The sequence below is a fragment of the Enterococcus sp. 6D12_DIV0197 genome, from assembly GCF_002174385.1.
In the GTDB taxonomy this organism is placed as follows: domain Bacteria; phylum Bacillota; class Bacilli; order Lactobacillales; family Enterococcaceae; genus Enterococcus_D; species Enterococcus_D casseliflavus.
Genome location: NZ_NIBN01000001.1, coordinates 2022161 through 2041762, shown reverse-complemented (window position 1 = coordinate 2041762; position 19602 = coordinate 2022161). Strand labels below are relative to the sequence as shown.

The following is a 19602-nucleotide window of genomic DNA, read 5'->3' as shown; positions in this document are numbered from 1 at the left end:
TTAATCACTCCATTTCCTCTGGTAGACCTACATTAGACATCATTCCAGAAAGTTTATCTGCTGAAAGTCGCAATCCTTCTTGGTAAAGCTCCATTGCTTCGTCTTCCGGAAGACTCAAAATTTTCTCAAACGCTTTCGGAGTCGGATATCCTAATGCAATTAACTTTTGATAGAAGGTAAGCTTCTCGTCAGTCGACGTAAAAGCACCATCTTTGAAGTCAATTGCTATTTCATTAAATTTAGGTGTTGCGCCACTATAGAGCTTCAACGCTTTTCCTAGCTCACAAACAGAAATAACCAATTCTTTAATAAACTTTTCAACCTCAGTGATTTGCATAGCCCTTGTTTGATAGGTTTGAGAGTTCTCGCTGACTACTTCAGTGGCCGTTTTTGTTGATAAAGAACCAGTCCGATCGAAGTTGAATGTGCCACTAGACAAAGCAGTTTCCATTTCAAGTGTTTTTAAATGATGATTGATTGCCGCTACATACTCTGTTGTACGAATGCTCGTTGTAAGGTCTTTGATCGTGTAATCATCCATATTTGATCCCGGAATGATTTGGAAAGTATCCTCTTGATTGTCAAAGAACTGTCTGACCTGTCCTTTTTCATCGAGCCGACTGTTCATCAGCATTTCACTAGCTGCAATCCTACGTCTTCCCCGTCTGATTTCCTGGTCAAACTCATCATATGATCGATTGATACGATCTAGCGTGCGTTTACAATTATCGCAAACCCCTAATCCTAGTGGCGAATAAGGGCTGATATTGTTGAATCCGCTTGGTTTTAAATAGCCAAACAGCGGTCTGGATAGATTAATAAATGTTGTTGACTCTTCTAAATCTGGATACAGATCTGTTACCGGGACTTTAGTGCCTACAATGTCCGATCGTTCTGAACGATACAACTCATTAGTAATTACAAAGTTGCCTTCTACCCACTCGTGGAATTCAATGAGCGTATAAAAAATAGTTTTCTTGTTTTCCACTCTAGATGAGTAAAACGTGAAAGCACCTTCGCTGATATTGTTTGTATTAGACTGTAAAGGATAAAAGGCATCAGCTAAAGCCCAGGAGAATTCGATTTGGTTTGATCCTTTATCTAGATATGGTCGACACGCCAATCCTCCAAGTGCAAACATTGGTTCAAGGTATTTGCTGAAATTCTTTTTAAAGTCATTGTGTTCGAATACACCGGAAATAAATTTGGCTGCTTCGCCATCAATGTTAATTTCGCATTGCTCGTTAAAGACAACAGTAGCATATTGATTTGCCACTTTCTTCATCATGTTTATTGATGATAAGTCACGCTCTTGGTTTGATTTGTTGCTGTTCATAAATTTAACCTTGTCGTACTTATCTTCATAACGCCTTAATGAATCTTTAATTCTATTGTATTCGTTTGGATCCATACTTATTTTCGGATGATCTAACACACTATCTAATCGCTGCACAATTCCTATGTTGGCCGCCCCCTTTCTAAATAAATTTTTTATTGACTGAATTAATCCCAAATCCTCACCTCCTAAACTGCAATACCAAGAACAGCTGCATTATCTACACAGAAGTATTCAAAGGCATCACAGGTATGATCATCTTCTTTAATCACTACCGGGCTATCTGTATCAGCGGTACCTTCTTTGTATCGGTAATGTTTATGTTCCTCGTAGAAAATCTTGTTGTTCTCTGTATCGAGATAATAAAAACGACCTTGCGCAAATAAATTGGTCGCAAAGTCAATCATGGTTTGTTTATCTTTCTTAGCTACTGGATGCCATCTGATTTGATGATCAAGATAATACTGGTTTCTAAGCGCTGCTTCAGCGCTGTCTATCGTTCTGTTAACGACACGAGCATTCTTCCACCGCTCGTCTTCAAGTGTCTTAGAAATGAACTTATGCACCTCTGTGGATAATTGAGATGGCGCAAGCTTTACACTCTTGCCTGCTGGTGAATAGTAGTACGTGTCTAGCAGCACGACTTTTTGTTTTGCCGTCAATCCTAAGCAAAGGACTGTTGTTGCTGATTGGGCATGACCACCATCAAGGGAATAAAAAATAGCGGTGACATAATCATCGCTAGGTAAATCAATTATTTTGCGGAATGTCTCTACATTATAAACATTATCTTGGAAGCCTACTGGCAACCCTTCGTATAGATACAAGTAGTAGTCGTAATCGTTCTCTTTGATCCGGTTGATCTCGTCAACCATTTGCTCCGTTACAAATCCCAAAGCATCATCTTTATAGCTTGATGAATGAATCAAGTAGTCCTTATGCCCTTCTAGTTCATTGGTCCACTCGTTAATCCAATGATATGGATTCCTAGGTGGGTTGTATGAGTAGAAGAACTGAACTTGCTTTGCATCCATTGGCTTCTGTCGCATAAACGTGGCCTTCATTTGGTCAAATTCTTCAGCGCTGTTAAACTCTGCTGCTTCTTCGACCCACACTGCAATAATATTACCGATATCATTTGATTTCAGCTTTTGAAAATCATCTTGCCCATAAAAGTAAAAGGTTGATCCAGTTTTCTTATGAGTGATTTTAAAAGGAGATACCGTACAAGAGAACTGATCTAGGATAAAGAATTTTCCTAGTGCCCACTGAATCTTTAGAAAAACTGAATCACGTATCGTGTTTGCCACCTTACGAATGATTACAACGTTTGCTTTCCTCTTAGTCATAATGTATAGCAACATCATAAAAACAAGCTTCAGCGCAATGACAGACGATTTGAAGCTGTTCCGCCCGCCTCTTAAAATGTTATAAGGCTTCTTGCTGATCCATACTGACTTGAAATGTGGGTTGACCTCCTTTTGAACATCGATCTTATTCATCGGAATCACCCCAAGCATCGACAATTACAATGTCACCACCGCCAGTATTAGTATCATCATTAGTAGTTGATTTGAGTTTGGCGATTTGCGCGTCCATAAGATCAAGTTTCTTCCTACGCTCGTCTTGCTCATCAGCAATGGCTAAGAACTGTTTGATTAGATTAGACAATGTACCCATCGCCCTTGATTGAGCATTTAAGAAACTAGCTTGTTTATCCCATGCGTATTGAAATTGGCGTGTAACCTTTGTTTTAACTGATTTGCCTGTTTCTTGGTCAACAAACATCGGATTTACTTCCGCACTGACAACATCTTCTGTATGATCAAATTCACTTTGAACGTTCATGATTTTCTGCGATCGTATGATTGCGGTGTATTGAATCATAATATTGTTCCAAAGGATATCGCTAGGTTCAGAAGTATAGAGTTCTTGAATAATTTGACGTGTATCATCAGGAAGCCAGTTGGCAAACAGTCCATGGCTAACAGCATTCTTGTTATCGGGTGGTGGCTTGCCTCCGGGATTGCCCTTTGCATTTTGATTCCCACGCATTGAATCGTAACGCTCTTTTTCATTCGGAGCGCTCCGTTTCGTTTCGCCGTCCCATTTATCCTCTGACTTCCATTTGCGGACAGTAGAAGCAGATACGCCCAGTTCATCGGCAATATCTTTGAGCGGCTTCTTTTTATTCGATTCTATCCAAATACGATATGCTTCATCTCGCATCGGATTTTTCTGTCTAGCCATCCATTCTCCACCACCTCGCAATCTGTGTTTGTTTTGTAATTCTATGTAAAAAAAAAGACCTCATATAAGGTCTTAACTTGCTTCATTCCGCTTCCAAATCGTTAAATTCATAATTAATCAATAGTAGCATTTCAAGAAATCTGAGTATTTTCGTAGCATCTTTTTTATTTTTCGATGCTTTATTATGTGTTGCAGAGTTACCTTCTTTTCTGATTTCATCAACCCATCGTTTGCTTTTTTCTGCAATATATCCGTGCGAAGATAAATAATCAACGTAATTAACAAAACTTTCGCCATCTTTGGCACCAAGATCTATTGCGACATTTGCCAAGCACTTGCGGGCAATCAATATAACACCGGTATAGGCTTCGGATTTATAACACTCTCTAGCTTCATCATACAAATATTTTACATCATTAGGAAGGTTTTCTACTGGATTACCGTAGGACTCGCCTGGAATTTGATATCCATCAACCCCTACCATAGACATACAGCCACACGAAGGACAAATCACAGCAAATACGCCATGGCCCGTTGCTACCATACCTCTTTGTGATCCTACCAAGGTTTCACAATATCCACATTGATAATCAATAGTTTGAGAAAGTCCCGCATCTCTTATACCCATCCCATGTGTTTCCCAACTTCTTGGATCAATAATTGGGTGTTCCATAAAATCACTCCTTTTCTTTTAATAATACCAAGAATGAAAAGGAACTACTATTTAAATTTAAAAAACAGCCCCGAAGGACTGTTTAGTAGGAATCACCAAAGATCATGTGAGTAATCTAATTGACAACTCCCAAAGTCACTGGAGTGGTAATGCTCCACTCACGATTATTTCTCCAAGGCGTGTTCACTCAATAATCAAAGCCTTGCGTCTTTCACGGCACCAACCAAATAGGTTTACCCTTGCGAGTTGCGTCTTCTACTTCCGCCACAGTGACATAATAAAAAGACGGCTAGCGAATGAAGATAAGGAGTGTGTTCAACTCCATTCATAATAGATTTTTTGTCGCCGTCTTAATTAAATACAAGGCGCTGGGAATAATTTTCAGAAAGGAGGTCTGCCAACGTATCTTAAAGGAGTGCGCCTTGTTATTTACAATAATTGATAATACTATCTTACTATGGATTATTGGCACTAAACCGCCATTATACCGCCAAAAAACCGCCATTTTTCAGCGATAAGCTACAAGCTTGCCACGACGATAACTTTCAGCAAATTCAACCAATGCATCTGATTTCATTCGCTCAATTTGCCGAACTGAATAGCCCATCTCATCTGCGATACGTAGATTAGAATACTGATCTTGTAAGCAGAAGCTATAATGAAGTATCTGTCTGCTTGTTAGTTTCAAAGCCATAAGAGCCACGATTATTGCATCTCTTTCTGTTTCCGCATCTAATCTTTGAATAAAAGCATCCTCGGACTTGTTTCCATTACTAGGTGTTCTAGGCATATCAGTAATAATCGGTGAGCGGACATCGATCTTTGAACGACCTGCAATCCGCTCCAACCGACGGTAGTTCTTCAAAACATATCGTGCATTCTTTCTCGTTTGCGAGAAATCAACTTCTCTTAGTAATAGCATCATTGCTCAATCGCCCCTTTATTTGGTATAATGAAGTTACCTTGGCGGGGACAAAATCATTATTTTGGGGGCATTGGGCGATTGCTTAATGCTTTTTATTTTGTTTTACTTTCGATCTCTTTTAACTGCTCTGTGACGATCACTTCGATGATCAAAGCCATCTTGTTCCATAAAATAGCTTCCTCCATAATCTTGCTCCTTTTTGTCAGTAGCCTTCCCTATCACAACGCATAGAAACATAATCACGACAAAAGCCGTTGTACCTAGTACTGCAAATGTCATCTTCATCCCCCTGCTTCCATAGCATCCCTAAATAACGGATCGTTGATAATAATCTTGTACTTCATCTGCTTATGCTGCAGCTGCTGTTCTAGCTTCACGATCTGCTTTTGCTGGTCAATTATTGTATAGAATAGCCAACTCAAGCCTGCGATCGTCAACAGTATTATGATGATTGCTTGGCTATTTTTCATTGGCTTGCTCCAATAGTTCTGGGTTCTCGTAGATATTGCCGATGACTTCCATTTTGCTAATAAAAGTTACTAAGCTAATAGCACCAAGTTTAAACATTCCGTTTTCAAAACAAACAACTCCGTAACCATCTTTTATTGGATTAACCATTTTGCAAGGTTGGACATTGCTTGTTAAAACATCCCCCTCGAAAATCTCCACGCCGTTCTTGTCTTTCAAGCCAGTGGATTGCATCAGGATTAAAGCAGGGCCCGTTGCCCACTCCTCGGCGTCTATCGTAATATAGACAACGTGGTTATTTGAGTTGTGGGCAAACCTTAATTGTTCGACATCTCGCATCACCATGTCCTGTCCGTCCCAAGCTCTAAATTTTGGTACCATCTTATCCCTCCTGTTCATGATATAATCGCCACAGGAGGCGATCGTATGAAAATTACTGTTGATGCACGTGCTGCTATGAAATCTGCTGCGGAATACGTTTTAAATGATTTGGAGTGTCTACCGGTCAAGCTTGAACTGACAGACGATCCAAACGACTTATTAAAAACTGCGTCCGATATTACTAGTGAATATCAAGACGAGTTCTTTCGTTGTCTTGAAATGGAATTCAATTTTAGATTATTCCATAGTATTAGCGAACAACTTGCTGATAACGGAATTCATATTGTTCGCAAAGAACACTCATAGTGGGTCTTGAATTACCTCCAACTTTTGCTTTAGAATATTTGTAATGCTTTTATATTCTTTTAACTAACTCTTTAAAATTTTTAGGTATCGCCAGCAACTTTATAGTTGTTGGTTTTTTATTTGCTGAAAATGATTAATTAAAGTACTATTTAAAAAAAGGCACACTCCTAATCCAAAGTATTGAGGCCCAATCAATTTTAAACGTAGCCTTTCCAGTACCTCTGCTCCAATGGTGCTGGTTTTTTTTGTTGTGATTATTCCGTTATAGCTGACGATTACGGAATTACCACTTGTGTTTTCGCTGTTTTCTAGCAAATAAAGACTTCCCACATTCTGGACACGAATCATAGCTACGTAAGTCTTTGGGTTTCATACTGCTACAAAAACCGCACTGTGTGCCGCTTCTTGGGGATGGCTGCCGATAGTCAATTCTTCCAAGACGTTCAATAAACTCATCTTTCATAAAGCCCATGCTGCTTGGAGCAATTATGGTTTCCCAATCTTTAGCACTCATCACTCTTCCCCCTGTTCCAAAGACCAGCCCATGAGATGACTTTTCATAAAAACTGCATTTCGTCGAACGTCAGTAGAGACACCGTGATAGTTAAACGCGATTGTTTCCTCATATCCCGGCGGATCATCATCAAAATCACGCACATCTTCAAATTTCATCGTTTGCCCTGTAGGCAACCAGATAATTAAACTTTTCATTGTTGTTCCTCCTTGTTTGGACAATCAGTAAACAATACTCGTCCTACTTCCACCCACATCAATTGGCCCCAAACTTCTACTACCGCTACTGGTTCTGCGTATTGACCTGACACACTACCTGCTAGCACACCTACAGTCGTATGCGCTCTTTGATATATTCCATGAAACATGGCTGCTTCCTTGGTTTTCTTCTTGCCAAAACCTAATGTGACAATACATGGTCTTTTACTCTCACTCACGATCATTCCTCGCTTTCTGCTATATCGTCGGATAGACAACTTAGATAAATTCAGTAACCAACTTCAAATACTTATCTTTTATACCTTTTTCAGTCATTTTTCATGTATAATAGTATTAATCGTATATAGATATAGATTACCAAGAACTCTAGTAGTCAATTATGGGTTCGAATCCCATCCCCGTCATATGCCAGACACTACTATTTGGTTAGATTTGATTTTGTCACTAGTTTCCAGTTGTATATACGATTTATTTAAAGGGGGACTAAAATTGAATATAAATAATCTATATTCGGGAACAAGCATTATTTTCTTCTTCTTCTGGATAGCGGCGGGGTAGCCAAATAGGAAAAGGCGTGGCCACAGAAGAAGAAAAGATAATGTAAGTTCCTATTCTTTACTAAAAAAATCAACTGTCTTTTCAACCAAAGTCCGTTTGCTACGGGGATAATTTAATATTCTTGTCAATGCCGATTATCCTTTCTGGAAGTTGGTTATTTTGGTGGATTGTGGAATTAGTTTTCATTTTTCCTTTTCTAACTCAATGCAAAGCCCTAGATAATCTGGATAATCAATTTCCTCTAGCATTTCAGCGTGATCTTCCAAACCTCGATCTAAGTTTAAATAAATAATATCTTCAATCGTTTGAATTCTCTTTACGTTATTGATGCCAAAAAAGGTTACCAATTCGAATCTAAAACCACTACTAGCATGTGAATTGTTTTTGAAAATATTCCCATACTCTTCTAAAATTAATTTTGCAGTTTTGCTAGTTTTTTTAAATGGTCTAAATCCTTGAACATCACCCTTTTTCAATTCAGAATCGAATTGTTTTTCAGCTTCAGTTCCAACTCTAATACCTATTTGACTTTCGCTCCAAACGCCTAAAGCTTGATCCGTTAACGGGTACTTCTTAGAAATTTCAGCAAGTGCTTTATTGAGTTCTGCGTTAGCCACTTTTCTTTCTTTATACAGACGATTTAAATCACATTCTTCTTTAACTTTGTAAACTGGTTTTTGTAGTACCATTTTATTTCCTCCTAGTTGTGTATTTCTGTCACTTACTGACTTCATTTTTAAGACCGTGCTTCATAAAAGCTAACCTCGTTTCTAATCGCTTAATGATGTAGTTATTGATACTAGTAAAGTTTTCATAGATGAATTCTTCTTCTTCGGAACCCTCTTCTACTTCACACTCACCTAAATAGTCTTCAGGATAAATATCCGATTTGCTCTTTTTCAACATTTCTTCGATAAGCTCGACATCAATTTTCATAATTTTTCCTCCTAGTTGGTAATTTCTTCCGATTCTTAACTAACAAATTTTTGATGCGACAACTTGAGTTCCTCGTCGCCGATCATTGAATATTTCAACGTTGTATCGATTGACTCATGGCCCAAGAAATTCATCACTAATTCGATTGGCATCCCGTGCCTTCTTGCCAAGGTGGCTGCAGTACGTCTGAATCTATGCGGATGGACATTTGCCACACCTGCTCGATCGCCCAAACGCTTAACTAGCTTCTGAACTCCCGCTGATGTCATTTCCTTGCCCACTGTCTGTCCGAAAAATAGTGGTCCAGTGATATGCGGCACGTCTTTCAGATAGTGGTTCAAAGCCATCTTCGCTTTTGCATTCAGGTATAGCGTTCGCTGCTTATTACCTTTACCGATCACTGTGATTGAGTCATTTTCTTGATCGTAATCCCGAAAATTGAGAGAAACTAACTCTGAGACACGACAACCGGTACTCAGCAGCAATTCAATAACGAGTGATTCTTTAGAATTTGCTGTTGCTGATCGCAGCTTTTCAACTTCTAACTCGCTGAACTCCTGTTTTCTTCGCTTTGGCACTTTGATATTCTCTACTCTTGTCCCAGGATCTTTTGCGATATATTCCTCGTTGCATAACCATTTGAAGAATCGAACAATACAGCCGCGTTCTCTTGCGAGCGTGCCTTTGCTGACCCTATCGATCATTTCCCTATTTGCAATAAACAAGCGAATGTCGTTCGTAGTGACTTCTTTAAATGGCTTCCTAACACTTCTCATGAAGAGATTGATTGTCTGCATATAAAGATTCAAAGTTCCGCTTGAAAGCCCCTGTATCTTCTTAGAAACGAAGAATTGCTTATACGCTGCAATATCAGAAGTTTCATCGTAAATTACTACTTCATTTTTCTGCTCAGTGATCAAATAATTCGCACATTCTACCGTTAGAACATCTTTGAGCTTCTTCAATTGATCTGCGCTTAAATGGTCCTGTAGTTCAAGTAATGTCCTGTTGATCAATTTTTCTTGCAAGTAAGTCCACCTCGCTTCTAGCAGACTTCGTGGATTTTCTTAAGACTTACTACAGTCACATCGTTAAGATTTCGTTGTATTTCATCATCTTTTTCTTCAATACAGCTGAGGATCCTTACTCGTGCTGAATTCTTGTATATACGACTTACTTGCGCTCTTATCTGACCTGAAAAAGGTCTTCCCGGAGTGCAAATGTAGCTTTCACCAACTTTTACAGATCCTTTTTCTTGAACATTTGCTGATTCATATTCTCCAAAATCTTCGAATGGCGCTTTAATGCTTCTGCTTCTCATTGATGGTCCCTCCTAAAGTGGATTAATTTCAATTTCTGTTCGAGGATTGAAGCTGTATACTTTACGGCAGATGCTAACTGCTATCTGACCGTCGTCCTTGTATAAAATGCCGTTTATCGCATCCGTCACTGCTTTAAAATAATTATCAATGTCTGGCTTTTTATCGCAGTACATTGTCTCGTCCTCAAGCAAAGTCCTGTTTTTCTTTACTTTTGAGATATAAGCTGGTGGATATACGAAGAAGCAGACATCAACAATTACTGGTCCTTTTTCAATTAACAGCGGCCTTGTTGACATAGCATGGTATTCGACTGCATTTTTGTATGCCTTCATCGCTGATTCCTCATAGGGAGTCTTACGATGCTTGGTGAACCTCGGCCTTGACTGTGGCTTTGGTGTGATCGGTATGACGATTTTCAAGCCATCTGCTCCTTTCAGTGCTTCGTTTTGTTGAGATATGCTGCTAATTTTGCATCAATCTCTGCTTGGCGCTCAGGTGATAACTGGGCTTCTTCCTGTTCATTCACAGCCCAATCAGGTAGTTTTTCCTCACGTATTGGCTTTTGATTATAGCCCTGTTTCTTAGCGCCTCTGGTTCGTTGATAATCTCTAGCTTGATCAATTGTTTTAATGTTAGCGTCTGCCCATTCCTGCAAAGATGCCGTTAAAAAGCTAATAGCTCGATTCTTAGGGACGTCTTTACTACCAGCAAGTTTAATAGCAGCCTCTACAAGTTCATCGCCATAGACATTCACCAAATTAAGCAAATCATCGACCTGTACAACATTTGGAAAGAGCCATAATTTTTGGAAAGTTTCGATGGATGCACCTTCGCTCGCGGTAGCATCTTCTTTTATTTCCTTTTCTTTACTTTCCTTTACTTTACTTTGTTGATTATTCCCCTGATTAACCGAGTTATTCCGCCCATTAATCGAGATATTCGACCGATTAACTTCATTTGTCAGCAAATACTTAAATTCTAGTTCAACTTTCTTACGTTCCTTAGTGGCTAGAATGTATCTATTCTGAATACCTTTTGAAGTTAGTACGGAGTATTTATCAAAAATATCTTTATCAAAGAATTTTACTTGTACGGCTTTCTTTACCAGTTCTTCTACTGTGCCCTCCTTCGCACCAACTTCGTCAGCCACTAAGAACGCAAGATCCTCATCCCACAAAACATAATATCCCTCATCACGATAAACATTAGCCAGCAGGGCGAGTAGTATATGAACGGCTTCTTTACCGCATGCTTTTATAATTCTTCGAACTTTTAAATCTGATAAAAAATCGACATCTAGAGGAAAATAATCAAGACCTTTCTTCGTTGGTCTTGCCACGCTTATTCCTCCTAATCAGAGGGAGATAAACTCCCCCCTACTTTAAAATGGCAGATCATCATCACTAATATTGACAGTTCCTCCAAAGCCACCATTTGCAAAACTACGATTGTCTTGGAGTGGGTCGGTTCCAGGCAACGATGATTGGTGATATGTTTTTTGAGTATTGCTAGACTCATGAAGATTGGTTTGATTATTACTCTGATTTTTTGAGAATTCTTCTTTAGTTAAAAAGTTTTTGATGTCGGTACCAATAGATTGTTTTTCATCGCCATTTTTATCGATATATGTTCCAGATTTGGCTTTAGCCATGATAAAAACACGCTTGTTTTTCAGAAAACCTAGTGTATTATGATTAAAGCCGTAGTCTATTGGTGCAATCGTTTGATTGTTATCCTCGATGCTGGCTAGTAAACGATTCAAATTCGAATCCGACCAATCAAGCCCAAACGTCAACCAGTAATTTCCTTGCTCTCCGAGTTCACCCTCAAGATCGATTTGGAACATATCTTTACCACTCTTACTTTTCTTGTTAATTACATTTGAAATTTTTGCTCGATGAACACCTTCTGAAAAACTTTTGAATGTATTTAAGTCGCTCATATTATTTCTGTTATATTGCATTTTACTTTCCTCATTTCATTATTTTTTATTGGTTTCGAAATTAAAAAGTTCCTCAATTGGGCAAATAACCCTATCGTCAATACGATTTTTAGCATATACGCTATCATTGCCCTCCAAAATTGCTCCCCTTCCCCCAGTTTTTGGGTTAACCTTTATTCGACCAACAACATCTGTAAGGCCTAACAATTGATTTAAAACCTGATCCCGAACCTGCGGAACAAACTGGGTAATTCTAGAGCCGTCTTCCATCTCTAAATCTCGGGTTATTTCCCAAGCAGTAACATAGACATTTATCGGAAGACTGTAAATTTGAGTGATAATCCTTAGGAAGAAATTAGTATAGTCTCCGTAGTGCTGAATCTCATTTCGAATACCATTTTTCGAGTGTTTCCCTTGTTCTACAAACCAATCAAACTGAAAAGCTGTGATATTATCAAATACTACTGTGTCAAAATCTTTTAGCATTCCTGGTATTTCTCTTAGAACATTGGTAATTTCTTTGGTGGGTTGCTTTCGATCAAACTCATACACTTCAATATTTTTTTGATTTGCTAAAACCTTACTAGAACCATCCAAATCAACGACCAGCACTTTGCCCTTTAGGCCTTTGATTGCGCTTGTTTTTCCTTGCCCAGGTTTCCCATAAAGTAAAATTCGCCAATTTTCCGTTCGATTGATTTCACTTGCGTTAGTTGTTTTCAACGTCATGCTAATTCGCTCCTTTCACTACAATATCAAAACCTTGTGGCACAACTTTGACACTCTCCAGCACTTCACCATCGGGCGTTACCACATTGCCGTTTTCTGTAACACTTACGGCTTTTTTGAACTCTGTTTTGGTGACAGACTTAGTTATCTTAGTAGTAATAAACTCATCTAAACCAGCAGCTTCAAGTTCAGCAATTGCTTGTTCTCCGTATTCCCATGAGTCTGGTTTCTTTCGGGTTGTAACTGATCCATAAGGTGTTTTGATTTTGGCCTTCGGATCAGTTTGACGTAAAAGGATCAAGTAATCCCCTAACTTTTGTTTAAAAAATGTAATCGCATCTTGATTTGACTGCGTCTCTTTTGATTCCCAGTCATCAATTCGTTTTCTTTCTTCATCCGCTAGTTGCTGAATTTCTTTGTTAGCTTCTTCAAGAGCAGTAATTTTTCGCAATGCCCAGTTGGCACTACCCAAATCACCAATACCCCATTGTTCTTTTTCTTGGAAAATATCGTTTGAATCTAAATTCTCTAATTCATATTTTTCTAAGGCATTCATTTTTCATCCTCCTCGCAAGATGTAGGCCTTCCCCAATCAGGGTTGGTCAAATACTGGTCCAACGCAGTTTCGAAAGAATTCATTGTCATTTCCCCTTTTCTGTTTTAAAATGGAGACAAAGATATTTATCTAAACATTTGTTGGACTTGCTATTGCTTTGGTCGGCTAGCAAGTCTTTTTTCTTTGTCTTGATAATCTTTAGCAGCAACATCATAGACAACATTTGCAAAGGCCCATAAGAAAACTAATGCCAAACCTGCTGCAATGTGAATAGCTGAGAATGCTACTACGAATAGTAATAAAGTTGTTACGGTGAATGTATTTTTGATTGATCGTTTCATGTTTATGCCTCCTTGAAATTGAATACATTGCTAATTTTTTCCAAGTTTTTTCTTTTCTTGGCTTCCTTAATAACTTGATCAAACTGCTTTCCAGCACTTTCCCTTAAAAATCTTTCAGCTTCATATATGCTGACCACTTTATTTGTACTAAACTGAATACTTTGAATTGCACCGAGATTTACCAAAGCGTATATATTATCTTTGCTAGTCTTAAACTCAGCGGCTAGTTCTGGCAATGTGTAAACCAACATTTTTAATCATTCCTTTCTCTTGTTTCTGACTGTCTAGTCATGTCTCGCATATCCCAACCGAATCTATTGCACATTGATGATAAAACAGATAATTCCAACCTAACTTCATCACTAAGCTCAAACCAATATAGTTTCAGATGATCGATCTCAATATCTGATAGTTGATCCGGTTCGATAGTAAGCAAATCCCAAACTTCATATTTTTTCTCAACTTCAATTCGTTCCATTTCTTCCTTGTCTTGCCCAACCATTTTGGATAGAGGGTGATTATCTCTTCTTTTTCTGTTTAATGGCTTAGGTGTGTGGAATAGCGTTGCTGCAACCTCAAAGTCAACATTTGGATCTTGTAAGTATTCAGCAATATCAACAACCTTCTCAATCCCCATGGATCTTCGTCCATTCAAAACATGACTCAGTAATTGTGGAGAAATATTTATATCCTGAGCCATCATCCGTTGATTAAGAGCTTGCTTGTCTACCTCCTTTCGATAGATAGCCGCAATGTTCTGTTCAATGGCATTTACGCTCATATCTTCATCTCCTTTGTATTTAGTTATTTGTTTTCGTAGCAGTTGAACTGCCATAAAATGTATTTAAGCAACAAGTTCCGGTATTGAGGCGAACTGCCACTTTCTATCAATATATTTATAAATGTCCTGCGCTAATTCATCAGTAGCTAAGAAGCGAATAATAATTTCTTCAACACCGCCAGTGTTTGTGAACAGTTCGCCTTCAATACCAATCAAAATATTGAACTTCCGTTCTATTGCTGGAACGACCATTTCTATAAATTGCTTAAGCACTCCAGAATCGATGTTTGCTTTAATCATTTGTGGTTTGTCTTTCATACTTCCACCTCTTTTAACTCATTTTTGTAGTTGAATGCTGTAAAAAAAATTTCCTCTTTAGGTTCATTGAAAATATCTTCAATGTGCTGCATTTGAGAGGGTTTTGGTGAAGTACGTCCGATTTCCCAAGAACTGACTGTTTTTTGAGAAACTTGAAGTAACTCGGCTAATTTATCTTGTGACATTGACTTATTTGCTCTGATTTCAGCTAGCTTGTTTTTCATGTAATCACCTCCGTTACTACCTTATGTAGTAATAATATACCACAAAAAGTAGTAAGTCAACTCTTTTACTACATTTTTTTGTAAAACCTCAATTTTTCTTTCTCTACCACAATATGTAGTATATAATTTTTGATGAAGGAGGGATCCCATGTTAAAAGATAGGCTTAAAGAGTTACGAGCATCTAAAAAAATGACACAAGTTGAATTAGCAAAAAAGCTCAATGTGTCACAGCAAACAGTAGGTAGTTGGGAAGTTGGTAGGGCCGAACCCAGTTCTGAAGCTTTAACAAAGATAGCGACCCTCTTTGATACTACAGTGGATTACTTACTTGGAATAGAAGATAAGAAAGCTGCCATTAAGATTTCACCCAAAGTGGACACCATAGCAGCTCATATAGATGACAATGTTACCGATCAACAAATGGATGAAATTTTAAACTTCATTGAATTTGTTAAAAATCGGGACCATAAAAAGTAGGTGATCGATTGCGATTGTCCGAAGAACTTATGACAATGTTTCCTGAACTTACATATAAGATAGAATCAACAATGCCCGATTCCCAAAAAGGGCTATTAATTAACGATGTGATCTATCTCAATCCCAACCAGGAACGTTATGAAATGAATAGCACCTTGGCAGAGGAACTAGGTCACTACCTCACCTCTTACGGGAATATTGTATTACAGGATACGAATGAAAAACGAAAGCAAGAACGCCGCGCCAGAGATGTTGGAGCTACTCTGGTTGTAACACCCTATGACATTATTAATTGCTTTGAAGAAGGCTGCCGAACCGTTTTAGATTGTGCGGTCTATCTTGAAGTCAGCGAAGAAACCTTCAAAGATGCTGTTAAATATTATGCTCGTAGATTCACAGGTGTTAAAACAGAAAACGACTACACTCTCCTATTCCAACCAGATGGGACCGTAGCAGTTTTGAAGTCTATAAATAATTTTTAGGAGCTGAAAAAATGAAAAAAGTGTTTATATTTGGGTTAGCTTTATTATCATCAGTCACATTGGCAGCTTGTGGAAATAGCAATAACGAATCTTCTGCATCATCAAAAAACACAACAGAAACTACGATTAGCGTGCCCGATTCAGAAGAACAAGCTGATGTATATTTTGACGGAGAAACTTTGAAAATTAATATGGCTACTGTTAAAATCATTTCATCAGAAGTTCTAACTCCTGACGAATCTGTATACAGAGATAACAATCAACTAGCTTTTGTTTATGAAGTAACTAATGACGATGAAGAACCGCTGGACGGTTCTATGGCTTGGATTGCATGCATGAACGCGTACCAAGAAACTGAAAATACAGTTGGAAAATTGGATGTGGGCGCAACTCCACAAGACGAAAAATTTGCAGAATATCGTGAAGGCGAATTTGATGAGTTGAAACCCGGCGGAACAAAAAAATATGTGATCGCGTATGACCTAAATGACACCACTACCCCAGTAGTGTTAAAAGCAACGCAAGGTGTGTCAGGAGAAGATTTAGGCGAAAAAACATTTAACTTAAAATAAAGAATAGCCTTCGGGCTTTTCTTTTTCAACATAAAAGAACGTACGTTTGCATATTTCTAGCATATTTATATACAAAACAGGTTTTAAGGAGGGATTGTCATGAATGGACATGTGCGGAAAATTGGCGGTAAATGGCATTACGTAATCGAAATGGCAAAGGTTGGGGGCAAACGTCAACGTATACAAAAAGGCGGTTGGAATACAAAAACAGAGGCACAAGAAAAACTAAGAGAGGCCTTAAGTCTTTATAAAGATGGAGGAAAAGTTGATATTAAGGAAATGAGTGTTTCTGATTACTTTGACTACTGGATGGAGAACTATGTTGAAAAGAAGTTAAAATACAACACTCAGAAAAATTATCAAAATGCGGTTAACAAATACATAAAACCAGAAATTGGCAAATACTATCTCAGCTCTATTGGGCCAGCAAGATTGCAAGAGTTGGTAAATAAATTACCTAATGGGTTTAGTACCCCACTATCTAAACATTCAGTTGAAATTATCTTTACTGTTTTAAAAGGTGCATTCAAAAGAGCAGTCTATCCTTGGCAAGCAATCAATAACAATCCAATGATCTACGTTGAGATGCCAGCTTTTGAAAACAAGCCTAAGCAAACTCGTGACGACATGAAAATAATCACTATGGAGCAGTATCAGGCTATTTTAGATAGCAATCCACCTTCTAGCCCCTTTCATCTACCATTAATGATCGGGTTTCATACTGGATTACGCCGCGGTGAGGTTTGCGGTCTCCAATGGTCCGATATTTCATTTGAGGATCAAACATTGACTGTGGATCGCATCATGCTTCAAGATAAGCATGGCATACAGTTAGGAACACCAAAAACGCAATCTAGTTTTCGAACAATAGCAATAGATGATATTTTGCTCCAAGAATTAAAGAGAGTTCGCAAGCGCCAGTCTGAGAATAAACTTCGTCATGGAAATTACTATTTTGATAGTCAATTTGTTTGCACTAAGGAAAACGGTGAACCTGTCACACCGAATTCAATCAAATGGCATAGTGGAAAAGTAAAAAAAGAATTAGGATTCGATTTCAACTTTCATTCCCTTAGACACACACATGCCACTATGCTTTTGGAGGATGGTGTAAAACCTAAAATAGTACAAGAAAGACTTGGCCATTCCAGAATTTCAACTACCATGGATAAATACGTCCATGTAACGAAAAAAATGAGAACAGAAGCTGTAGATATATTCGCCCAAAGACTAAGAAGATCATCAAATTAGAATTTAGTTTTCATAAAAAATGTCGCCCTAAAATAAATTAGGGCGACAAATGGGCGAATAAAAAATGAAAATTAGATTTTATTATCAAATATTTTCAAACAAACCCTTATTACTTCTTCGGTTCATCCTCATCCATTTTCAGAACAGCCATGAAGGCTTCTTGCGGTACTTCGACGGAGCCGATTTGTTTCATCCGCTTCTTCCCTTCTTTTTGTTTCTCTAGGAGTTTGCGTTTTCGAGAAACGTCACCGCCGTAACATTTCGCCAATACGTTTTTACGCAAGGCTTTGATGTCGGAACGCGCAACGATTTTTTGTCCGATGGCTGCTTGGATCGGTACTTCAAATTGTTGTCGTGGGATCAGTTTTTTCAGTTTTTCAACGATGGCTTTACCGCGTTCATAAGCAAAGTCACGGTGAACGATAAAGCTTAACGCATCGACTTTTTCAGTATTCAGCAAGATGTCCATCTTCACTAGCTTGCTAGTTCGGTAACCAGACATTTCATAATCCAGTGATGCGTACCCTTTGGTGCTGGATTTCAATTTATCAAAGAAATCAAAGACGATTTCCGATAGTGGGATCTCATAAACGACGTTTACACGATAATCATCCAAGTAATCCATCGTGACAAAGTCTCCCCGTTTGCGTTGGGACAATTCCATTACAGCACCGACGTAATCATTAGGCACCATGATTTGTGCTTTGACGTAAGGTTCTTGTACGTTTTCAATCGTGACTGGTTCAGGAAATTCTGCTGGGTTATCAACGACGACCATTGAGCCATCTGTCTTGTTGACATGATAGATTACGGATGGTGCAGTCGTAATCAACTCAAGGTTAAATTCACGTTCTAGCCGTTCTTGCACGACATCCATGTGTAATAGGCCTAAGAAGCCGCAACGGAACCCAAATCCTAATGCTTGAGAGGTTTCTGGTTCAAATTGCAATGCTGCATCATTCAATTGTAATTTTTCCAATGCTTCTCGAAGGTCGTTGTAGCGTGAAGTATCGATTGGGTACAATCCGCAATAAACCATCGGATTCATTTGACGATAACCAGCTAAGGCTTCTTCTGCTGGATTGTTGGCTAATGTCACCGTATCCCCGACTTGGGTATCTTTAACGGTCTTGATGGCAGCAGTGATATACCCAACATCGCCCACCATCAACGCATCTCGTTGAATGGCTTTTGGTGAAAAGACACCCACTTCCGTAACATCAAAGGTCTTGCCATTGCTCATCATTTTGATTTTATCTCCAGGTTTGACCATCCCGTCCATGATGCGGACGTTTAAGACCACCCCACGATAGGAATCGTACACGGAGTCAAAGATCAACGCTTTTAGCGGTGCTTCAATATCACCTGCTGGAGCTGGGACATACTCAACAATTTGTTCCAAAATGTCTTCGATCCCAATACCTGCTTTGGCACTTGCTAAAACAGCTTCACTGGCATCGATACCGATCACATCTTCGATCTCTGTTCGTACTCGCTCAGGATCGGCAGCTGGCAAGTCTATTTTATTAATGACTGGTAGGATCTCTAAATCATTGTCTAACGCCAAGTAGACGTTTGCCAATGTCTGTGCTTCGATCCCTTGAGCTGCATCAACGACGAGCACGGCGCCTTCACAAGCAGCCAAACTGCGGGAAACTTCATAGGTGAAATCGACGTGCCCTGGGGTGTCGATCAAATGGAAGATGTAGGTTTCGCCGTCTTTGGCGGTATAGTTAAGTTCCACGGCATTTAATTTGATTGTGATTCCTCGTTCACGTTCAAGATCCATGGAGTCTAATAATTGGTTTTGCATTTCCCGTGACGTCACCGTATGGGTTTGTTCCAAAATACGGTCCGCCAGTGTTGATTTCCCATGGTCGATATGGGCGATAATCGAGAAATTACGAATCTTCTCCTGTCGTTTTTTCATTTCTTCTATGTTCATGGATACGTTCCTCATTTCTTTTAGTCAGCTTTTCTATTATACCAACGAAACGCCAATAGATAAAGTATTTTTCTTAACCGTTATTTAGACATATTC

The 19602-nt window shown here is 38.7% G+C and carries 30 protein-coding genes; 5 read left to right on the top strand and 25 right to left on the bottom strand.

Annotation, left to right across the window (positions count from 1 at the left end):
* Positions 1 to 4 precede the first annotated feature (4 nt).
* From A5867_RS09410 to A5867_RS09380, 7 genes are all read right to left on the bottom strand, one after another.
* Positions 5 to 1513, bottom strand: a complete 1509-nt coding sequence (locus A5867_RS09410; RefSeq protein ID WP_087627457.1) for a phage portal protein — start codon at positions 1511 to 1513, stop codon at positions 5 to 7.
* 11 nt (positions 1514 to 1524) lie between these two features.
* Entirely contained in the window at positions 1525 to 2838 is a 1314-nt protein-coding gene (locus A5867_RS09405) for a PBSX family phage terminase large subunit (RefSeq protein ID WP_087627456.1), read from the bottom strand.
* Entirely contained in the window at positions 2831 to 3586 is a 756-nt protein-coding gene (terS, locus tag A5867_RS09400; RefSeq protein WP_236550331.1) for a phage terminase small subunit, read from the bottom strand. Before terS ends, A5867_RS09405 begins: the two co-directional genes overlap by 8 nt.
* Positions 3587 to 3668: 82 nt before the next feature.
* Entirely contained in the window at positions 3669 to 4259 is a 591-nt protein-coding gene (locus A5867_RS09395) for a DUF4145 domain-containing protein (RefSeq protein WP_087627455.1), read from the bottom strand.
* A 508-nt stretch (positions 4260 to 4767) separates the two neighbouring features.
* Positions 4768 to 5184, bottom strand: a complete 417-nt coding sequence (locus tag A5867_RS09390) for an ArpU family phage packaging/lysis transcriptional regulator (RefSeq protein ID WP_016608639.1) — start codon at positions 5182 to 5184, stop codon at positions 4768 to 4770.
* A gap of 281 nt (positions 5185 to 5465) precedes the next feature.
* Complete coding sequence (locus A5867_RS09385) at positions 5466 to 5654, bottom strand: hypothetical protein (protein WP_087627454.1); 189 nt, start codon at positions 5652 to 5654, stop codon at positions 5466 to 5468.
* The gene (locus A5867_RS09380; protein WP_087627453.1) at positions 5644 to 6033 is read right to left on the bottom strand and encodes a YopX family protein; all 390 of its coding nucleotides are present in this window, start codon (positions 6031 to 6033) and stop codon (positions 5644 to 5646) included. The genes A5867_RS09385 and A5867_RS09380 overlap by 11 nt, the downstream gene beginning before the upstream one ends.
* A 45-nt stretch (positions 6034 to 6078) precedes the next feature.
* On the opposite strand from A5867_RS09380, the gene A5867_RS09375 reads away from it, so the two are divergent.
* Entirely contained in the window at positions 6079 to 6339 is a 261-nt protein-coding gene (locus A5867_RS09375) for a hypothetical protein (protein WP_087627452.1), read from the top strand.
* A 283-nt stretch (positions 6340 to 6622) separates the two neighbouring features.
* Here the strand turns inward: A5867_RS09375 and A5867_RS09370 are convergent, their stop codons facing one another.
* The 17 genes from A5867_RS09370 to A5867_RS09290 form a co-directional block, all read right to left on the bottom strand.
* Positions 6623 to 6853: a hypothetical protein gene (locus A5867_RS09370; RefSeq protein WP_087627451.1), complete on the bottom strand. Its 231-nt coding sequence runs from the start codon at positions 6851 to 6853 to the stop codon at positions 6623 to 6625.
* Complete coding sequence (locus A5867_RS09365; RefSeq protein WP_087627450.1) at positions 6853 to 7050, bottom strand: hypothetical protein; 198 nt, start codon at positions 7048 to 7050, stop codon at positions 6853 to 6855. The genes A5867_RS09370 and A5867_RS09365 overlap by 1 nt, the downstream gene beginning before the upstream one ends.
* Entirely contained in the window at positions 7047 to 7220 is a 174-nt protein-coding gene (locus A5867_RS09360; protein ID WP_212648495.1) for a hypothetical protein, read from the bottom strand. The genes A5867_RS09365 and A5867_RS09360 overlap by 4 nt, the downstream gene beginning before the upstream one ends.
* A gap of 591 nt (positions 7221 to 7811) precedes the next feature.
* Positions 7812 to 8318, bottom strand: coding sequence for a hypothetical protein (locus A5867_RS09355; protein WP_087627448.1), 507 nt, complete (start codon positions 8316 to 8318; stop codon positions 7812 to 7814).
* A gap of 28 nt (positions 8319 to 8346) precedes the next feature.
* Complete coding sequence (locus A5867_RS09350; RefSeq protein ID WP_087627447.1) at positions 8347 to 8565, bottom strand: hypothetical protein; 219 nt, start codon at positions 8563 to 8565, stop codon at positions 8347 to 8349.
* Positions 8566 to 8600: 35 nt separating this feature from the next.
* Positions 8601 to 9593, bottom strand: a complete 993-nt coding sequence (locus A5867_RS09345; protein WP_087627446.1) for a tyrosine-type recombinase/integrase — start codon at positions 9591 to 9593, stop codon at positions 8601 to 8603.
* 17 nt (positions 9594 to 9610) lie between these two features.
* Positions 9611 to 9886 (bottom strand): hypothetical protein, encoded by a 276-nt coding sequence (locus tag A5867_RS09340; RefSeq protein WP_081119409.1) that lies wholly within the window; start codon positions 9884 to 9886, stop codon positions 9611 to 9613.
* Positions 9887 to 9898: 12 nt separating this feature from the next.
* The gene (locus tag A5867_RS09335) at positions 9899 to 10306 is read right to left on the bottom strand and encodes a RusA family crossover junction endodeoxyribonuclease (protein ID WP_087627445.1); all 408 of its coding nucleotides are present in this window, start codon (positions 10304 to 10306) and stop codon (positions 9899 to 9901) included.
* Positions 10307 to 10320: 14 nt separating this feature from the next.
* The gene (locus tag A5867_RS09330; protein ID WP_087627444.1) at positions 10321 to 11226 is read right to left on the bottom strand and encodes a Lin1244/Lin1753 domain-containing protein; all 906 of its coding nucleotides are present in this window, start codon (positions 11224 to 11226) and stop codon (positions 10321 to 10323) included.
* A gap of 42 nt (positions 11227 to 11268) precedes the next feature.
* Positions 11269 to 11850: a hypothetical protein gene (locus A5867_RS09325; protein WP_087627443.1), complete on the bottom strand. Its 582-nt coding sequence runs from the start codon at positions 11848 to 11850 to the stop codon at positions 11269 to 11271.
* 18 nt (positions 11851 to 11868) lie between these two features.
* Positions 11869 to 12558: an AAA family ATPase gene (locus A5867_RS09320; protein ID WP_087627442.1), complete on the bottom strand. Its 690-nt coding sequence runs from the start codon at positions 12556 to 12558 to the stop codon at positions 11869 to 11871.
* Position 12559: 1 nt separating this feature from the next.
* Positions 12560 to 13114: a host-nuclease inhibitor Gam family protein gene (locus A5867_RS09315; protein WP_087627441.1), complete on the bottom strand. Its 555-nt coding sequence runs from the start codon at positions 13112 to 13114 to the stop codon at positions 12560 to 12562.
* Positions 13115 to 13263: 149 nt separating this feature from the next.
* Entirely contained in the window at positions 13264 to 13455 is a 192-nt protein-coding gene (locus A5867_RS09310; RefSeq protein ID WP_087627440.1) for a hypothetical protein, read from the bottom strand.
* 2 nt (positions 13456 to 13457) lie between these two features.
* Positions 13458 to 13706: a hypothetical protein gene (locus tag A5867_RS09305; protein ID WP_010748225.1), complete on the bottom strand. Its 249-nt coding sequence runs from the start codon at positions 13704 to 13706 to the stop codon at positions 13458 to 13460.
* Between the two features lie 2 nt (positions 13707 to 13708).
* On the bottom strand, positions 13709 to 14236 hold the full coding sequence (locus A5867_RS09300) for a helix-turn-helix transcriptional regulator (RefSeq protein ID WP_087627439.1): 528 nt from the start codon (positions 14234 to 14236) through the stop codon (positions 13709 to 13711).
* 63 nt (positions 14237 to 14299) lie between these two features.
* On the bottom strand, positions 14300 to 14554 hold the full coding sequence (locus A5867_RS09295; protein WP_087627438.1) for a hypothetical protein: 255 nt from the start codon (positions 14552 to 14554) through the stop codon (positions 14300 to 14302).
* Positions 14551 to 14778, bottom strand: coding sequence for a helix-turn-helix transcriptional regulator (locus A5867_RS09290; RefSeq protein ID WP_010748222.1), 228 nt, complete (start codon positions 14776 to 14778; stop codon positions 14551 to 14553). The genes A5867_RS09295 and A5867_RS09290 overlap by 4 nt, the downstream gene beginning before the upstream one ends.
* A gap of 148 nt (positions 14779 to 14926) precedes the next feature.
* Here A5867_RS09290 and A5867_RS09285 point away from each other — a divergent pair, with 148 nt between their 5' ends.
* From A5867_RS09285 to A5867_RS09270, 4 genes are all read left to right on the top strand, one after another.
* Positions 14927 to 15256 carry a helix-turn-helix transcriptional regulator gene (locus A5867_RS09285; protein ID WP_087627437.1) on the top strand — a complete coding sequence of 110 codons (330 nt, stop codon included), beginning with the start codon at positions 14927 to 14929 and terminating at the stop codon, positions 15254 to 15256.
* Between the two features lie 8 nt (positions 15257 to 15264).
* A complete protein-coding gene (locus A5867_RS09280; RefSeq protein ID WP_087627436.1) occupies positions 15265 to 15738 on the top strand; it encodes an ImmA/IrrE family metallo-endopeptidase in 474 nt (157 codons plus the stop codon).
* Between the two features lie 11 nt (positions 15739 to 15749).
* Positions 15750 to 16310: a DUF5067 domain-containing protein gene (locus A5867_RS09275; RefSeq protein WP_087627435.1), complete on the top strand. Its 561-nt coding sequence runs from the start codon at positions 15750 to 15752 to the stop codon at positions 16308 to 16310.
* A gap of 99 nt (positions 16311 to 16409) precedes the next feature.
* The gene (locus A5867_RS09270) at positions 16410 to 17561 is read left to right on the top strand and encodes a site-specific integrase (RefSeq protein ID WP_087627434.1); all 1152 of its coding nucleotides are present in this window, start codon (positions 16410 to 16412) and stop codon (positions 17559 to 17561) included.
* A gap of 109 nt (positions 17562 to 17670) precedes the next feature.
* On the opposite strand, the gene lepA is transcribed toward A5867_RS09270, so the two are convergent.
* Entirely contained in the window at positions 17671 to 19506 is a 1836-nt protein-coding gene (gene lepA / locus A5867_RS09265) for a translation elongation factor 4 (RefSeq protein ID WP_005226023.1), read from the bottom strand.
* Between the last annotated feature and the right edge of the window lie 96 nt (positions 19507 to 19602).

What these genes read in the sequence shown, in the direction of transcription:
- A5867_RS09405 (WP_087627456.1), bottom strand. Translation starts at nt 2,838, where the DNA reads ATGAATAAGATCGATGTTCAAAAGGAGGTCAACCCACATTTCAAGTCA.
- terS (WP_236550331.1), bottom strand. Translation starts at nt 3,586, where the DNA reads ATGGCTAGACAGAAAAATCCGATGCGAGATGAAGCATATCGTATTTGG.
- A5867_RS09395 (WP_087627455.1), bottom strand. Translation starts at nt 4,259, where the DNA reads ATGGAACACCCAATTATTGATCCAAGAAGTTGGGAAACACATGGGATG.
- A5867_RS09390 (WP_016608639.1), bottom strand. Translation starts at nt 5,184, where the DNA reads ATGATGCTATTACTAAGAGAAGTTGATTTCTCGCAAACGAGAAAGAAT.
- A5867_RS09385 (WP_087627454.1), bottom strand. Translation starts at nt 5,654, where the DNA reads ATGAAAAATAGCCAAGCAATCATCATAATACTGTTGACGATCGCAGGC.
- A5867_RS09380 (WP_087627453.1), bottom strand. Translation starts at nt 6,033, where the DNA reads ATGGTACCAAAATTTAGAGCTTGGGACGGACAGGACATGGTGATGCGA.
- A5867_RS09375 (WP_087627452.1), top strand. Translation starts at nt 6,079, where the DNA reads ATGAAAATTACTGTTGATGCACGTGCTGCTATGAAATCTGCTGCGGAA.
- A5867_RS09370 (WP_087627451.1), bottom strand. Translation starts at nt 6,853, where the DNA reads ATGAGTGCTAAAGATTGGGAAACCATAATTGCTCCAAGCAGCATGGGC.
- A5867_RS09365 (WP_087627450.1), bottom strand. Translation starts at nt 7,050, where the DNA reads ATGAAAAGTTTAATTATCTGGTTGCCTACAGGGCAAACGATGAAATTT.
- A5867_RS09360 (WP_212648495.1), bottom strand. Translation starts at nt 7,220, where the DNA reads ATGTTTCATGGAATATATCAAAGAGCGCATACGACTGTAGGTGTGCTA.
- A5867_RS09355 (WP_087627448.1), bottom strand. Translation starts at nt 8,318, where the DNA reads ATGGTACTACAAAAACCAGTTTACAAAGTTAAAGAAGAATGTGATTTA.
- A5867_RS09350 (WP_087627447.1), bottom strand. Translation starts at nt 8,565, where the DNA reads ATGAAAATTGATGTCGAGCTTATCGAAGAAATGTTGAAAAAGAGCAAA.
- A5867_RS09340 (WP_081119409.1), bottom strand. Translation starts at nt 9,886, where the DNA reads ATGAGAAGCAGAAGCATTAAAGCGCCATTCGAAGATTTTGGAGAATAT.
- A5867_RS09325 (WP_087627443.1), bottom strand. Translation starts at nt 11,850, where the DNA reads ATGCAATATAACAGAAATAATATGAGCGACTTAAATACATTCAAAAGT.
- A5867_RS09320 (WP_087627442.1), bottom strand. Translation starts at nt 12,558, where the DNA reads ATGACGTTGAAAACAACTAACGCAAGTGAAATCAATCGAACGGAAAAT.
- A5867_RS09315 (WP_087627441.1), bottom strand. Translation starts at nt 13,114, where the DNA reads ATGAATGCCTTAGAAAAATATGAATTAGAGAATTTAGATTCAAACGAT.
- A5867_RS09310 (WP_087627440.1), bottom strand. Translation starts at nt 13,455, where the DNA reads ATGAAACGATCAATCAAAAATACATTCACCGTAACAACTTTATTACTA.
- A5867_RS09305 (WP_010748225.1), bottom strand. Translation starts at nt 13,706, where the DNA reads ATGTTGGTTTACACATTGCCAGAACTAGCCGCTGAGTTTAAGACTAGC.
- A5867_RS09300 (WP_087627439.1), bottom strand. Translation starts at nt 14,236, where the DNA reads ATGAGCGTAAATGCCATTGAACAGAACATTGCGGCTATCTATCGAAAG.
- A5867_RS09295 (WP_087627438.1), bottom strand. Translation starts at nt 14,554, where the DNA reads ATGAAAGACAAACCACAAATGATTAAAGCAAACATCGATTCTGGAGTG.
- A5867_RS09290 (WP_010748222.1), bottom strand. Translation starts at nt 14,778, where the DNA reads ATGAAAAACAAGCTAGCTGAAATCAGAGCAAATAAGTCAATGTCACAA.
- A5867_RS09285 (WP_087627437.1), top strand. Translation starts at nt 14,927, where the DNA reads ATGTTAAAAGATAGGCTTAAAGAGTTACGAGCATCTAAAAAAATGACA.
- A5867_RS09275 (WP_087627435.1), top strand. Translation starts at nt 15,750, where the DNA reads ATGAAAAAAGTGTTTATATTTGGGTTAGCTTTATTATCATCAGTCACA.
- A5867_RS09270 (WP_087627434.1), top strand. Translation starts at nt 16,410, where the DNA reads ATGAATGGACATGTGCGGAAAATTGGCGGTAAATGGCATTACGTAATC.
- lepA (WP_005226023.1), bottom strand. Translation starts at nt 19,506, where the DNA reads ATGAACATAGAAGAAATGAAAAAACGACAGGAGAAGATTCGTAATTTC.